General features: G+C 72.8%; 12 protein-coding genes. 6 read left to right on the top strand and 6 right to left on the bottom strand.

Going from position 1 to position 14,117, the window contains the following annotated elements; genetic code table 11:
* Nucleotides 1-38: 38 nt before the first annotated feature.
* Nucleotides 39-2,921, bottom strand: coding sequence for an AfsR/SARP family transcriptional regulator (locus BR98_RS12875; protein ID WP_035844520.1), 2,883 nt, complete (start codon nucleotides 2,919-2,921; stop codon nucleotides 39-41).
* A 173-nt stretch (nucleotides 2,922-3,094) separates the two neighbouring features.
* Between BR98_RS12875 and BR98_RS12870 the strand changes: the two genes are divergently transcribed.
* The gene (locus tag BR98_RS12870) at nucleotides 3,095-3,454 is read left to right on the top strand and encodes a UBP-type zinc finger domain-containing protein (protein WP_035844518.1); all 360 of its coding nucleotides are present in this window, start codon (nucleotides 3,095-3,097) and stop codon (nucleotides 3,452-3,454) included.
* A 108-nt stretch (nucleotides 3,455-3,562) separates the two neighbouring features.
* Here BR98_RS12870 and BR98_RS12865 read toward each other — a convergent pair whose 3' ends face one another.
* Together BR98_RS12865 and BR98_RS12860 are read right to left on the bottom strand one after the other, a co-directional pair.
* Nucleotides 3,563-4,507 carry a DUF5996 family protein gene (locus BR98_RS12865; RefSeq protein ID WP_035844515.1) on the bottom strand — a complete coding sequence of 315 codons (945 nt, stop codon included), beginning with the start codon at nucleotides 4,505-4,507 and terminating at the stop codon, nucleotides 3,563-3,565.
* A gap of 73 nt (nucleotides 4,508-4,580) precedes the next feature.
* Nucleotides 4,581-5,240 carry an NADPH-dependent FMN reductase gene (locus BR98_RS12860; protein WP_035844514.1) on the bottom strand — a complete coding sequence of 220 codons (660 nt, stop codon included), beginning with the start codon at nucleotides 5,238-5,240 and terminating at the stop codon, nucleotides 4,581-4,583.
* 197 nt (nucleotides 5,241-5,437) lie between these two features.
* Here BR98_RS12860 and BR98_RS12855 point away from each other — a divergent pair, with 197 nt between their 5' ends.
* A complete protein-coding gene (locus BR98_RS12855; protein ID WP_035844512.1) occupies nucleotides 5,438-6,913 on the top strand; it encodes a glycosyltransferase family 39 protein in 1,476 nt (491 codons plus the stop codon).
* A gap of 17 nt (nucleotides 6,914-6,930) precedes the next feature.
* On the opposite strand, the gene BR98_RS12850 is transcribed toward BR98_RS12855, so the two are convergent.
* Entirely contained in the window at nucleotides 6,931-7,215 is a 285-nt protein-coding gene (locus tag BR98_RS12850; protein WP_035844509.1) for a hypothetical protein, read from the bottom strand.
* A gap of 134 nt (nucleotides 7,216-7,349) precedes the next feature.
* On the opposite strand from BR98_RS12850, the gene BR98_RS39280 reads away from it, so the two are divergent.
* The 3 genes from BR98_RS39280 to BR98_RS12840 all read left to right on the top strand — a co-directional run bounded on the left by BR98_RS39280 (nucleotide 7,350) and on the right by BR98_RS12840 (nucleotide 9,222).
* Nucleotides 7,350-7,505, top strand: a complete 156-nt coding sequence (locus BR98_RS39280; RefSeq protein WP_157537724.1) for a cyanobactin maturation protease PatG family protein — start codon at nucleotides 7,350-7,352, stop codon at nucleotides 7,503-7,505.
* A gap of 326 nt (nucleotides 7,506-7,831) precedes the next feature.
* On the top strand, nucleotides 7,832-8,773 hold the full coding sequence (locus BR98_RS12845) for a S8 family serine peptidase (protein WP_035844507.1): 942 nt from the start codon (nucleotides 7,832-7,834) through the stop codon (nucleotides 8,771-8,773).
* A gap of 74 nt (nucleotides 8,774-8,847) precedes the next feature.
* The gene (locus BR98_RS12840; RefSeq protein WP_035844505.1) at nucleotides 8,848-9,222 is read left to right on the top strand and encodes a hypothetical protein; all 375 of its coding nucleotides are present in this window, start codon (nucleotides 8,848-8,850) and stop codon (nucleotides 9,220-9,222) included.
* Nucleotides 9,223-9,261: 39 nt separating this feature from the next.
* Here the strand turns inward: BR98_RS12840 and BR98_RS12835 are convergent, their stop codons facing one another.
* The gene (locus BR98_RS12835) at nucleotides 9,262-10,176 is read right to left on the bottom strand and encodes an IS982 family transposase (RefSeq protein ID WP_035844502.1); all 915 of its coding nucleotides are present in this window, start codon (nucleotides 10,174-10,176) and stop codon (nucleotides 9,262-9,264) included.
* Nucleotides 10,177-10,336: 160 nt separating this feature from the next.
* On the opposite strand from BR98_RS12835, the gene BR98_RS12830 reads away from it, so the two are divergent.
* Nucleotides 10,337-11,014: an alpha/beta hydrolase gene (locus BR98_RS12830; RefSeq protein ID WP_035844500.1), complete on the top strand. Its 678-nt coding sequence runs from the start codon at nucleotides 10,337-10,339 to the stop codon at nucleotides 11,012-11,014.
* A 172-nt stretch (nucleotides 11,015-11,186) separates the two neighbouring features.
* On the opposite strand, the gene BR98_RS12825 is transcribed toward BR98_RS12830, so the two are convergent.
* Nucleotides 11,187-14,105, bottom strand: coding sequence for a helix-turn-helix transcriptional regulator (locus tag BR98_RS12825; RefSeq protein ID WP_083977434.1), 2,919 nt, complete (start codon nucleotides 14,103-14,105; stop codon nucleotides 11,187-11,189).
* Between the last annotated feature and the right edge of the window lie 12 nt (nucleotides 14,106-14,117).

Genomic DNA, 14,117 nt, shown 5'->3' with positions numbered 1-14,117 from the left:
AAGTCAGTTCGAAATGTTTGCGAGAGGTTTGAGGTGCCTCAGCGGGCGAGTCTGGCGCGGACCTGTTCGGCATCGGGGTGGCCGAGCTCGGTGAGGATCGCCAGCGCCGCCTGCCAGCTCTGCCGGGCCGCGCCGTGCTCGCCGCTGCCCTGCTGGACGTCGCCGAGCTCGGTCAGGACCAGGGCCTGCTGCGGGCGGGAGCCGAGTTCCCGGTGCAGTTCGAGGGCCTGTCGGTAGGACGCGACGGCCTGTTCGGCGTCCCCGGTCTGCCAGTGGGCGTGGCCGAGGCTGCCCAGGGTGCAGGCCTCGCTGTAGCGGTCGCCGCTCTCCCGCAGCAGCGTCAACGCCGCCCGGCAGTCGGTGAGCGCCTGCTGGTGGTTGCCGAGCAGCGAGTGGTACCAGCCCACGGCGTTGAGCAGTCTGGCCTGCCCGGGCCGGTGACCGGCGGCCCGGTACAGCTCCAGGGCGCGCTGCGCGTGGTCGAGGGCCTGCTGGTGGCCGCCCGCCTGCTCGTACCAGATGGCGAGGCTGTGCAGGACGGTCGCCTGGCCGCTGGGGCTGTTCAGCTCACCCTCCAGCTCGAGCGCCTGCAGCAGGTGGGTGCGGGCGAGTTCGTGGTCGCCCAGGCTGCGGCAGACCTGGCCGAGGTGGCGGTGGGCCAGCGCCTGGCCGCGCCGGTCGTCCAACCGGCGGGCCGCCGCCAGCGCGGCGAACTGGCCGGCCCGTACGTCGTGCCGGCGGCCGCGCCGCAGCAGGTAGGTCATGGTGGCCCAGGGGATCTGCCAGGCGTGGGTGTCGAAGCCGGCCTCGGCCGCCGCCGGACCGGCGGCCAGCAGCACCCGGTACTCGGCGTCGCACCAGTCCATCGCCTGCGCGGCGGTCAGCAGCTGTTCCGCCGACCCGCCGGGGCAGGCCGGTGCCAGCTCGATCGGGTCGCGGGCCGGGCTGATCAGCCGCTCCGCCGCGTACGCGGTGTGCAGGCAGTGGTCGAGCATCCGCTCGGTGGCGGCCCGGCGCTGCCGGTCGCCGTCCAGTTCGCGGGCCAGCTCGCCCGCGTAGGCGCGCAGCAGGTCGTGGCTGAGGAACCGGCCGGGCTGGTGCTCGGTCAGCAGGTGGGCGTCCGTCAGCTCGTCCAGGGCCGCACGTGCCTGGCCGGTCGTCAGGTCGGAGATCCGGGCGGCGACGGTCAGCGAGAGGTCCGGGCCGGGATGCACGCTGAGCAGCCGGAACAGCCGGGCGGCCGGGCTGCTCAGCTGCTCGTAGGACCAGGAGAACACGGCCCGTACGTCGGTGGCGCTGTCGCCCCCGTTCAGTGTCGTCAGGCGGTCGTGCAGGTCGGCGAGCCGGGTCAGCAGATCGGCGACGGGGAAGGTCGGGTTCATCGCCAGGCGCGCGGCCGCCACGCCCAGCGCCAGCGGGAGCCGGGCGCAGGACTCGATCAGCTCGGCGACCGCGGCCGACTCCCTGGCCATCGTCTCGGGGCCGAGCCGGCGGGCCAGCAGGTCGGCGGCCTCGGGATGGCTGAGCAGGTCCAGCGACAGCGGGTGCGCGCCCTCGACCGCCACCAGGCCCGCCAGCCGGTTGCGACTGGTCACCAGCACCGGGCAGGTCGCGCTGCCGGGCAGCAGCGGGCGGACCTGTTCGGCGTCCCGGGCGTTGTCCAGCACCACCAGCAGCCGACGCCCGGCGACCAGGCTGCGGTAGAGCGCGGTCTGCGTCTCCAGCGTGCGCGGCATCCGCTCGGGCGCCGTGCCGAGCGCGTCGAGGAACCCGCGCACCGCCTGCTCGGCGGTCATCGGCCGACTGCTCGGGTCGAAGCCGCGCAGGTTGACGTACAGCTGCCCGTCCGGGAAGCGCTCGGCCGCCTGATGGGCCCAGTGCAGGGCCAGGGTGGTCTTGCCGATCCCAGCGGTGCCGGTGATCGTGGTGATCCGGGCGCCGGCCCCGGTCTCGTCGCTCTCCTCCATGGACTGGGCCAAGGACTTCAGCTCCGCGATCCGGCCCGTGAAGTACCGGGTGACCAGGGGCAACTGGCGGGGCACCAGCCGAGGCGGCCCGGCGGGCGTCCGGACCTGGGCCCCGATCTGAGCCCCGACCTGGGCCGCCACCTGGGCCGCGACCCCGGCACTGACCTCGGCCGGCGGCGGCCCGACCACCTCCAGCGCGGAGTCCAGGATGCGCTGGTGCAGCGCGCGGATCGCGGCGGACGGCTCGATCCCGAGCTCGTTCGCCAGCTCCCGCCGCAGCTCCCGGTAGACCTCCAGCGCGTCGGCCTGCCGGCCGGCACCGTACAGCGCCCGCATCAACTGCCCGTGCAGCACCTCGACCCAGGGATGCTCACGCACCACCGGCCGCAGCTCGGCGATCACCCGGTGGTACTGGCCCAACCGCAGCCGCACATCGGCCAGCCGCTCGACGGCCTGCAACCGGGCCTCGCGCAGCCCCTCGAGGCGGGCCGGGTCGATTCCCACGCCGGGCACATCACTGAGCGGCTCGCCACGCCAGAGCGCCAGCGCTGCCGACAGCACCTCCGCCGCCTCGGACCAACGCCCCGCCGCCTCGGACCAACGCCCCGCCGCCACGGCTTCCTGACCGAGCCGGCACTGCTCGGCGAAGTCCTGCAGGTCGAGCTGCCCGGGCCGAACCGCGATCAGATAGCCGTCGGGCGTCCGCTGGACCGGATCGACGCCGTCCGCGGCCCCGAGGGTGCGACGCAGCCGCATCACGTGGTTGTGCAGCGAGGCCGTCGCGGTGGCGGGCGGCCGGTCGCCCCACAGCGCGATGAGCAGCTGGTGGATCGGCACCGACCGGTTGGCGTTCAGCAGCAGTGCCGCCAGCAGGCTGCGCGCCATCGGCGCACGGATCGGAATCGGCACACCGCCGCGCGAGACCGTCACCGGTCCGAGCACCGCGAACCTCATCCGTGCTCTCCCTGTGCCGCCGTCGTTCAACCAGCGCATGCTAACCGCAACGGTGCAGGTCCCGGCCATGGGCGCCCACCCCGGCGCGGGCGCGGGATCCGTGTTCTCGGCCACACCGGCCGTTACGATGCAGGAAGACGCCTGCCCACGGCCCCAGCAGGAAGGCACACGGCATGAGCCACGACGAGATCCCGGGAATCGACCCCAGCGTGAAGCCGAGCGGGGACGGCTGTGTGGAGTGCCTGGCGGGGGACGGGCCGGGGTGGTGGTTCCATCTGCGGCGCTGCGCCGCGTGCGGGCACATCGGCTGCTGCGACTCCTCGCCCTCGCAGCACGCCACCAAGCACGCCCGAGCGGTGGGGCACCCGTTCCTGGCCAGCTTCGAACCGGGTGAGGAGTGGTTCTGGAGCATCGAGACCGCGGAGTTCTACGACGGGCCGCAGCTGGCGCCGCCGATCGCGCACCCGGTCGCCCAGCCGACCCCGGGCCCGCGCGGCAAGGTGCCCGCAGACTGGCAGGACCACCTGCACTGACGGCCTGACGGCCTGACGGCCTGACGGCCTGACGGCCTGACGGCCTGACGGCCTGACGGCTGCACCGGCACTGACGGCTGAACCGGCACCGACCCGTACGGGGCGCGGTCAGCGGGGCGGGATCCGCAGGCACGGGTCCGTGACGCCGTCCGGGCAGGCGAGCCGGTCGACGTCCCAGTCGGCCAGCGCGGCCCCGGCCCGGTACACGCTCTCGTAGAAGGCGAGGACCGCCGCTCGCGGATCGGCCTCGGCCCGCGCCGCCTCGTAGCGCAGCACCGCCAAGTGGCTCACGTTGCGCGGCACCCACTGCGCGGAGGCGGGCGTCAGCGGCTCCGCGGCCAGTCCCGGGGGTTCGGGAGCCGCGTAGGCGTAGAAGGCCGGCTCGCCGAGGGTGGCGTCCCCGAACCAGAACCCGAAGCTGATCAGCTCTCGCGAGTACGCCTCCCGGGTCACCGGATCGACCTTGGAGGACTGCGCGGCCGACCGCCCGGAGAACCTGGTGTGCGCGATGTCGAAGGAGTGCCAGAAGTGGTGCACCGGACTGGCCTTCCCGGAGAAGCCGGTCGCGAACTCCTCCAGCAGCAGTGCCACCTGACTGAGGACCTGCCAGTAGCGGTTCGCCCAGACCGGATCGTAGGCCGCGTGTTCGACGTCCTGCGCGAACGGCCGGGCGGAGTCGGGCAGGTCGTACGGCCTGGGGATGGCGATCTCGACCCGCACGCCCAGCGCCGCCAGCGCTTCCCGCAGCTCGCGGTGGAACGACGCCACCGACTGGCCGATCAGCGGGAAGGAGACCGTCCGGCCGTCCACCGTCGCGACGATCCCTCGGTGCTCGACGAAGTCGAAGTCGATGGTGAAGATCGGACCGCCGTCGAGCCGGCCCGTCGGACGCATGGTCATCCCGCGTCCGGTCAGGTGGAACGGGACGTTCCACCAGTGGTTGCGCCGGGCACTCGCCGCGAGCCGGATCTTGCCGACGATCTGCGCGAAGCGGTGCAGCGTCTCCTTGGTGTCCTGCCACTCGGCGAGCGGCATCGGCGGGAACAACTCCATCGCGTGCTCCTTCCTCCCGGATCGGCCCTCGGCTCGCTGACCGGTCCTGGGCCCGGTGATCAGTCCTCGGTGATCAGTCCTGGGCCCGCTGGGTGATCGGCGCGTCGGTGCAGTCGGCGAGGAACTCGTACCAGCGGCGCTGCAGGGAGGCGTAGCGCACGCTGGACTCGACCAGGCTCAGGAAGGAGCCGACGGTGTCCGACAGGCGCTGCTGGAGACGGGGGTCGGCGAGCCGACCGCCGTCGGCGAAGCCCTGGTACGCGTTGGCCAGGCTGAACATGTCGGGATAGACCCGGGTGCCGAGGTGCTCCAGCGGTACCCGCAGCGCCCACAGCCCGCGGTTGCCGCCGCTCAGCGAGGGCGATGCGGAGACCAGCATCGCGTTCTTGTCCTTCAGCGGCTGCGGCTGCACCCGGGAGACCCAGTCGATCGCGTTCTTCAGGACCCCGGGCACCGACGCGTTGTACTCGGGCGAGGCGATCACGAACCCGTCGCACCGCTCGATCCGGTCCCGCAGGTCCAGCGCCCCCTTGGGCGGTCCCTGCGCGGCGTCGACGTCGCCGTTGTAGAGCGGCATCTCGAAGTCGCCCAGGCTCGTGAGGTCGGCGGTGGCACCCGCGTCGGCGACCAGCTGCGCAACCAGCGCCGCGAGTCGGGCATTGGTCGAGTCGCCCCGCAGGGAGGCGCCGAAGACGAGCACGCGCAGCGGCCCGGGGGCGGTGTCCGTAGGCATGGACGTGGTGCTCTCCTGATCCGAGGTGTTCCATTGCTCGGGGCTTCTCCCAAGCCGATCACAGCTCGCCGCCGCTGCGACGCCAACACGCCGTTCGATCTCGGGCGTCCGCTCGAGGCGCGCCACTTCCCACCAGGCGGGGCAGCTGCCAGACTCGCGCCGTGGACATTCGGGGGGATGGACCGGGTAGCCCGGCCATGGCCGTACAACCATTCGCGAAGGGGCCGGTCGCGGCCCTGGCCGCCGCAGTGGCCGCGCTGCTGCTGCTGCTCTCGGGACGCTACGGGTTCCACCGCGACGAGCTCTACTTCCTGATGGCCGGTCAGCACCCCGCCTGGGGATACGCCGACCAGCCGCCGCTCACGCCGCTGCTCGCGCGGGCCTCGGTGGCGCTCTTCGGCGACAGCCCGACCGGGCTGCGGGTGGTGCCGGCCCTGCTGAGCGCCGCGTCCATCGCGCTGGTGGCGCTGCTGGCCCGGGAGTTGGGCGCCGGACGACGCGGCCAGCTGCTCGCGGCCGGCTCGGCGGCCTGCTCGGCCTTCGTGCTGGCGGTCGGCCATCTGCTGCTGACCACCACCTTCGACGTGTTCGCCTGGCTGACGGTCTGTCTGCTCACCCTGCGCCTGCTGCGGACCGGGGACGCGTGCTGGTGGCCGGCCGTCGGCGCGGCGACCGGGATCGCCCTGCTGAACAAGGACCTGGTGCTGCTGCTCGCCGCCGTCCTGGTCCCCGCCGTGCTGGTCGTCGGTCCCCGTCGGGTGCTGCGCGGCTGGTGGCCGGTGCTGGGACTGGCGGTCGCGGCGGTGATCGTGCTGCCCAACCTGTGGTGGCAGGCCGCGCACGGCTGGCCCGAGTTGACGGTGGCCGGCGGGATCAGCGACAAGGACGGTGGCGACAACCGGCTGATGTTCGTGCCGATGCAGTTCCTGTACCTGTCACCCGTGCTGGTACCGATCTGGGTTGGCGGATTCCGTCGGCTGCTGCGCGACCCCGCACTGCGGTGGGCCAAGGCCTTCGCGCTCGCCTACCCGCTGGTCTGCGTCGTGGTGCTGGCCACCGGCGGCAAGCCGTACTACGCGCTCCCACTGCTGCTGGTGCTGACGGCGGCCGGCTGCGAGCCGGTGGCCGAGCGGCTCGCCCGCCCCGGTCGGCGGCGGACGAGTCTGCTGGCCTGGCTGGCATTCGGTGCCGCCGTGAACATCGTGATCACCCTGCCGGTGCTGCCGCCGCGCCTGATTCCGGCGGTGAACTGGATCTACCCGGAGCAGGGCGAGCAGGTCGGCTGGCCCGAGCTCGCCGCAGCCACCGGCGAAGGCTGGTCCGCCGTCCCGCCCGACCGCCGGTCGCACGCGGTGATCTTCGCCGCCAACTACGGCGAGGCCGGCGCCCTGGCCCACTACGGCCCCCGGTACGGCCTGCCGGCCCCGTACTCCGGACACATGAGCATCGCCGACTGGGCCCGGCCCCCGGACACCGCCGACGGTCCGGTGCTCCTGGTGCACCCGGCCAAGTACCCAGCCGTGGAACGGTACTTCACCGGTTGCCGGACCGTCGCCCAGGTCGACAACGGCCACGGCGTACCCAACCAGGAACAGCACGCGGCCGTGGTGCTCTGCACCGGGACCAGCGCGCCGTGGTCCACGCTCTGGCCCGAGCTTCGGCACTTCTACTAACTAGGGCCGGACAGGTCCTAGTAGCGCGTTGTGTCGGTGCCGGGGTCCGGGTCCGGGTTCATGCAGATCCGCCAGTTCTGCAGGCAGCCGTCACCACACGGCTTCCACGCGTCGTAGTTGTCCAGGAGGACGGCGCATTCCTCCTCGCAGCCGTCGTAGTCCCGGTCGCACATGATTTGCAGATCCGAGAGCATCGGCGCGATCCGCCCGGCGGTGCCGCCGGCCTGGGCGGGGGCGACGGTCGCGTATGCGCCGGTGCTGCGGTAGACGGCTGCCTCGGCTTGGAATCCAGGGATGCCCATGGTGAACCTCCCGTCTCGTGGCCCTCGTTGTCCAGGCTGCCCGCAGACCGACGGCCCGGCCCGGGGCACGAGGTGCACGCCCGGTCGAACCGGAGCAGCCTGGAATTGACGGCCGAGGAGCAGGTGAGCCGACCATGGGCGAAAACCAGGACACTCCCGCGACGGACGGTGTCCTGTTCTCCTTCACGGACCGCCACACCGATGTCACCGAGAAGCACTTCGTACGGGTGGACGTCACCGAGGAGTTCCCATTCCTGGTGACCAAGTTGTCTCCCTACTACGACCGCTGACGATTCGTCAGAAGAGGTGCATGGAGATGAGGATTCCCGGATTCACCGCCGACGCGGCGGTCTACCGCAGCTGCGGACAGTACCGGGCCGGCCGGCACGGTGTGGCGCCGGGCCGAGCGGTCGTCCGGCCGCAGGGCCGGCGATCCAACCGGAACGGCGGCGGCGACATTCCCTGGTGGTGCGCCCCCGAGTGCAAGAACTCGTGCGGTAGCTACTGCGTCACTCATGCGGACGAGCCCCACTGCCGGACCTGTATCGCGGGCTGCGTGACCGACTGCGCTGCGGAGTCGGGCGGCGCGTGATGGCGGCGCAGTGAAAGCGGCGGCGTGAAGCCCGTAGACCTGGTCCGGCTGGCGCCCCTGATGGCGCGGACCGCAGGCCGGCCGGAGGTGGCCGTCGGGCTGGTCGACGGGTTCGTGGCGGCCGACCAACCCGCCTTCGACGGCCGGCGGATCCGGCTGCTGTCCGGCGAAGCCGTTTCGTGCGCAGGCGGGTGCGACCGGGCGGCGCCGAACTCCCGGTGCCTGCACGGCACCTTCGTCGCCGGGGTGTTGAGTGCCGAACGGTCCTCGGCGGCCCCCGGCATCTGCCCGGACTGCACCCTGCTGATCCGCCCGATCTTCGAACCGGACCACCCCGGCCACGCCGGCTACCCGAACCACCCGGGCCGCCCCCGCCAACCCGGCGGGGCCGCCGCCCGGCTCGAGGACCTGGCGGCCGCCATCGTGGAGACCGTGGACGCGGGAGCCCGGGTGCTGAACCTGAGCGTCGCACCCGAGCGACCGTCGAACGGCGGGCACCGCGAGCTGACGGCGGCGCTGGACCATGCGGCGAACCGGGGCGTGATCACCGTGGTCGCGGCGGGAAACCAGGGCCGCCTGGCCGGCTCCGTGCTGACCCGGCACCCGTGGACCATCCCGGTGGTCGCCTACGATGCGCGGGGACGGCCGATGAACCTGTCGAACCTGGGCGGATCGATCGGCGGCCGTGGCATCGGGGCCCCGGGGGAGGCGATCGTGAGCCTGGGCCCCGGCGACCGTCCGCTGCGGCTCACCGGCACCAGCGCGGCCGTCCCGTTCGTGGTCGGGACCGTCGCGCTGCTCCTCTCCCAGTTCCCCCAGGCCTCGCCGACCGAGGTGCGCCACGCAGTCGAGCGCAGCGGCTGCGCCCGGCGGCGGACCGTGGTCCCGCCACTACTGGATGCGTGGGCCGCGTGGACCGGCCTGCTCCCGCCCGGCGCGCCACCTAACGTTCGGCGACTGGATTAGGGGCGACTACGCGTTGATACCTCGACCGGCTCCGCGTTGACTGGCTGTAGTACCGGACGAGCAGGAGGCGGAGCGTGGACCTCCCGATTCCCTCAGGCAGTCGGCTCAGAACCGCGGCGTACCTGCGCTGCTACCCACACGACACCTGGCAGATGTCGGTGCACTGCCGGGCGCTGACGCACTTCGCCAGGCAACTGGGACTGCCGGAGCCGGACGTGTACCTGGACAACGGCTTCCCGTCCGGCGCGCCGCTGCCGCAGCGCGAACAGCTGCTGCGGCTGGTGGCCTCCAAGACCTACCAGGTGGTGCTGGTACCGGGCGCGTTCGTCTTCTCACTGCACGACGTGGTCGCCCGCGACGTGGTGCGCCGGATCACGGCCCAGCGCTGCCGGGTGCTGGAACTGCCCGCCGAGCGCCGAAAGATCGGCTCACCCGCCACAGGACACTAGGGCTGGACGACAGGCCCTAGATGGTCGATTCCAAGAGGTTTAGTGGTCGTAGGGTGTCAACGCCCGCATGATCGGCTGGCCGGTGCGGTTGTTGTGCCAGATGGCGGCGGTGAGCGCGAGGATGCGCTGCAGGACGCGGACGGCCACGCCGCCGGGCGTGCGACCGCGGTGCCGTTCGAGGTCGAGCTGGCCCTTGAAGGTTTCGTTGACCGACTCGATGACCTGCCGCAGCGGCTTGAACAGTTGCAATCCGGCCCGCTCGGCCTCGCCCTTGCGGGCCGGCCGCAGCAGACGGATGTCAAGCTCGGCCAGCTGCTGCTCGAACTCCCGGCCGAAGTAGTTCTTGTCGCCGATCAGCGTCTGGCCCGGGCGCTCGGCGGTGAGCTGCGGCTCGATAGCGAGCAGGTCGAGCAGCGTCTCGCGTTCGTCAGCCTTGGCCCCAGTCAGTGCGAAGGCGACCGGCAGGCCGTGCAGGGTGCAGACCAGGTGCAGCCGCAGCCCCCAGAAGTAGCGCGAGTGGCTGGCGCAGTACCCGTACTGGGCCCATCCGGCCAGGTCGGAGCGCTTGACGGTCTCACGGGAGCGTCCGCACTCGACCGGAGTGGAGTCCACGACCCACACGTCGTCGGTCCACAGCGTGGTATCGCGGGCCAGCGTTCGGGTGACGTAGCGGATCAATTCGGCGGCCTTGCGCAGCCGCTTGTTGTAGCCGGGTTGCTGGGGCAGGTAGGGGAACAGGTGCCGCAGGCGGGCGTGGGCGTGCCGCAGCCAGCGGGCTTCGGAGGTGAAGCCGAGCATCGCCTGCATCATCGCCAGCGTCACCAGCTCGGCGTCGCCGAGCTGCGGCGCGATGCCCACGGCTGGCCGCCACGGAGCGAACTGCGGCGATTCCTTCAGCAAGTCGTCGGTCTTCACATAGAGTGCGGTCGCGAGGGTGTCCAGATTGTTCGTCACACAATGATCATGGATGCCCTCGCCTCCTCACCGCGTGGACCAAGTCCTCCCGAGTGCGTGGACAACTCCAGCCCAGCGGTGGGGCATTCGCTCGCCGTGCCTCGACGGGCCGAGCGACGGCGTTGAGGCACCGCGTCTGCTACCGAGGGGGTCACTGACGATGGCTACGTACGTGTTGATTCCCGGTGCCGCGTCCGGCCCGTGGTACTGGCATCTGCTGGAGGCCGAGCTGCGTGGGCGGGGCCATGACGTGGTGGCGGTGGACCTGCCGTGCGACGACGACTCGGCTGGGCTGGCCGAGTACGCCGACACCGTGGTCGACGCCATCGGTGATCGCGCCGACCTGATCCTGGTGGCCCATTCCTTCGGCGGGTTCACCGCCCCGCTGGTGTGCGATCGCGTGCCGGTGGACCTGCTGGTGATGCTGCAGGCACAGATCCCGGCACCGGGCGAGAGTCCGGGCCAGTGGTGGGCCAACACTGGCTACGAGCAGGCCAGGCGCGAACAAGACGAACGCGACGGCAGGGACCCCGACGACGACACCGCTCTGTTCCACCACGACACCCCGCCAGAACTCGCCGCCGAGGCTCAGAAGCACACGCGCACGCAGTCGGCCGCCCCGTTCATGAAGCCATGGCCACTGGCCGCGTGGCCGGATGTGCCCACGAAGTTCCTGCTGTCCCGGGACGACCACTTCTTCCCCGCCGAGTACATGCGCCGGATCGTGCGGGAGCGCCTGGGCATTACACCCGACGAACTGCCGGGCGACCACTGCCCTATGCTCGGCCACCCCACAGCGCTGGCCGACCACCTGGAGGCATACCGAACCGGGGTGTAACAGCCACCCGGCTCCACGCCCGCCTTCCACGTCAGCACTGGGCTGCTGGTCGGCATCCACCTACTCGATCTCGACGTAGAGAAGCACCGCCGGGATCCCCGGGTTGCTCGGCCCACACCATGATCACGGCGCCCTCACCCATCGCCGCACATCACCCCTTGGAATAGGTCATCTAGTCGGGCGCCACCCGGACCAGTACCTCGCGGACGCCCTCGCGGGGGACGCCGAGCTTCTTCAGGGTGCGGGCGACGTGGTGTTCCACGGTGCGGGGGGAGAGGAAGAGCGCGCGGGCGATGTCCTGGTTGCTGGCGCCCTGGGCGAGCAACCGGGCCACGTCGAGTTCGCGCGGCGAGAGCTGGTCGCCGTAGCCGCGCCGGCCGCGTGGCGAGGGCCGGGCCAGGCCGAACTCGCGCAGCGTGTGCCGGCAGCGGGCGGCGTCGGAGGTGGCGCCGAGCCGGTCGTACCCGGCCGCCGCCTCGCTGAGCTGCGCGGCGGCGTCGTGCGGACGGATGCCGAGCAGCGCCCGGCCACGGTGTTCGGTGGCCTGGGCACAGTAGTAGGGGCGGCCGATCGACTGCCATCGCAGCTGCGCGTCGTGGAACTGCTCGGCGGCCGCCGCCGGGTCCGCGTCCAGCAGCAGGAGGCCGCGGGCCAGCCGCAGTTCCGCGGCTGCCGCGGGTGCGTCCAGGTCCCGCAGCCCGCGCTCGGCGTCCTCGGCGAGCTGGACGGCGTCGGCCCGCTCGCCGCAGGCCAACGCGGCCTCGACGGCGGCCGGGACCAGCCCGGTGGCCCTGGCCCAGGCGGCGGCCATGCGGAGTTCGGCCATGGCGGGGGCGGCGGTCTCCCAGGCACCGGCCGGCGAGCCGTCGGCGAGCCGGATCGCGGTGATCAGGGCGGCGGCCCGCAGGAAGTTGGTCACATGCGACTCCTTGCGGCCCTGCTCGGCCGCGACCTCGAGCTGCTGCAGGGCTTGGGCGTGCTGGCCGCGCGCGGCGACGAGCCGGGCCAGGACCAGCGTCTGCTCCATGCTCGCCATCGCGATGTCGGCGAACTCGGCGCCGAGCGCGGCGAACCGTTCCTCCAGGTCGGCCCAGTGCCCGGCCAGGTAGTCGAGCCGTAGCAGGGCGATCCGGCTGAAGCACTCGATGTGCGCGGTGGCGGCGTGCTGGGCGAGTTCCCGGCTCTCCCGCAACAGTGCGGCGGCGCGCCGGTCGTGGCCCAGTTCGATGGCGAGCTCGCCGACGTTGTACAGCGCGCGGGCGGTCTGGCGCAGGACTTCGGGATCGTCCGCCTGACGCGGCAGCCGGTCCAGCAGCGCCCACACGGCCGGGTTCCCGTCCCGGGCGAGCAGGGTCAGCCGGGTGGCGCCGACGGCGGCCCGCACCCCCTCGTCCGGGCTGTCCCGGATGGCCCGGTCGGCCCGGTCGAGCCAGGCCTCGCTCTGCGCACCGGCCCCGTCCTGCTCGTACATGGCCATCGCGACCATGGCCCGGGCGGCCCGCTCGGATCGACCGGCCAGCTCCTCGATGGCCTGCTCGAGCTCCCGGTGGCCGGACTGGTCCCCGGCGTGATTGACCATCAGCAGGCCGAGCGTGAGGCGGATCTCGCCGCGGGTGGTGGCCGGCAGCTGAGGGTCGGAGAGGATCCGGCGGAGCACGGCGGCGCTGCTGGTGTAGTCGACCCGGTTGGCGGCGATCCGGGCCAGCGCCAAGGCGGCCCGGGCCCGCAGGTCGCCCGTCAGCTGCGGCCGGGCCAGGATCTGGTGCAGTAGCGCGGCGGCCGTGCCGGTGTCGCCGAGCGCGATGGCCTGGTCTGCGGCGGCCTCGGCGCGGTGCAGCCAGGCGGTCTCGTCGCCCAGCGCGAGGGCGTGGTGGGCGATCTGCACCAGGGGCGCCGGCGACTGGCCCTCCAGCACCTCCATCGCCCGCCGGTGCAGCTGACTGCGCCGGGGGGCCGGTACGTGCTGGTAGGCGACCTGCTGGGCCTGGGCGTGCCGGAAGGCGTAACGGAAGCCGGACGGGCCGGGCGCGTCCTCGTGGAGCACGGCGGCGTGCAGGGCCTCGATCAGCCCCGCCGACCCCTGCTCCGGGTCGAGCCCGGCGACCTGGACGAGCAGCGGCTCAGCGGCGGGGACCGCCAGCACCGCGGCCGCCTCGGCGATCGCCGTACCGGCCGGTGAGAGCACCGCCAGGCGTTCGGTCACCGCCTCGCGCAGGGCCCTGGGCACCTCGGCGTGCTGCAGTTCGGCGGCGAAGTCGCGGACCGCACCGAGACTGCTCCGCCGGCTCTGCTCGCTCAGGGTCAGCAGGTCCTCCTCGACCACCAGCGGCAGGCCCGCGCTGCGTTCGAACAGCATCTGGCCCAGCGCCGCGGTGGCCTGCCGGCCGAGGGCCGCCTCGGCCAGCTGCTGGATGTCGGACTCGGCGAGCGGCGTCAGGTGGATCTCGGCACCCGAGGTGGTGGCCGGGCGGCGGTAGGTGGAGCCCAGCACGGGCGTGTGGGGCGGCAGGTCCTCGGCCCGGTAGGTCAGCACCAGGCTCAGCCCCTTCGGCAGGTCCCGGGCCAGCAGCAGGAGCAGCTCGCGGGTGGCGTCGTCGGCCCAGTGCAGGTCCTCGACCAGCAGCACGGCCGGGCCGACCACCTCGAGCAGCGTCCGCACCGCCTGCACCAGCTGGTACTTCTCGGCGCGGGCGTCCGACGGGCGAGCGGGCGGTGGCGGCAGCCGGTGCGCCAGGTCCGGCAGCAGCGAGGCCAGCGCGCCCGCCGTCGGCGGGATCTGGTCGACCGGCGGCAGCCAGCGCCCGGTCTCCCGCAGCGCGTCACTGACCGGCCCGAACGGGAACGGCTCACGCAGCGGGTGGCAGAAGCCCGTGAGGACCCGTCCGCCGGCTTCGGACAGCGCCCCGACGGCCTGCCGGGCCAACCGGGACTTGCCGATCCCCGCCTCGCCCTCGATCATCACGACCGCCGGCGGCTCCCGCAGGGCGTGCTGCAGCAGCTCCAGCTCGGACCGGCGGCCGACAAAGGGAAGGCCGTCCGGCAGGCCGTCGCCACGCTGCGCGTCGCCGTCGCGCTCGGGTTTGGTTGCCACGCCCACCGCCCA

Origin of the sequence: Kitasatospora azatica KCTC 9699 (assembly GCF_000744785.1) — a bacterium.
Taxonomy (GTDB): Bacteria; Actinomycetota; Actinomycetes; order Streptomycetales; family Streptomycetaceae; genus Kitasatospora; species Kitasatospora azatica.
This window is presented reverse-complemented; position numbering and strand designations above follow the sequence as displayed.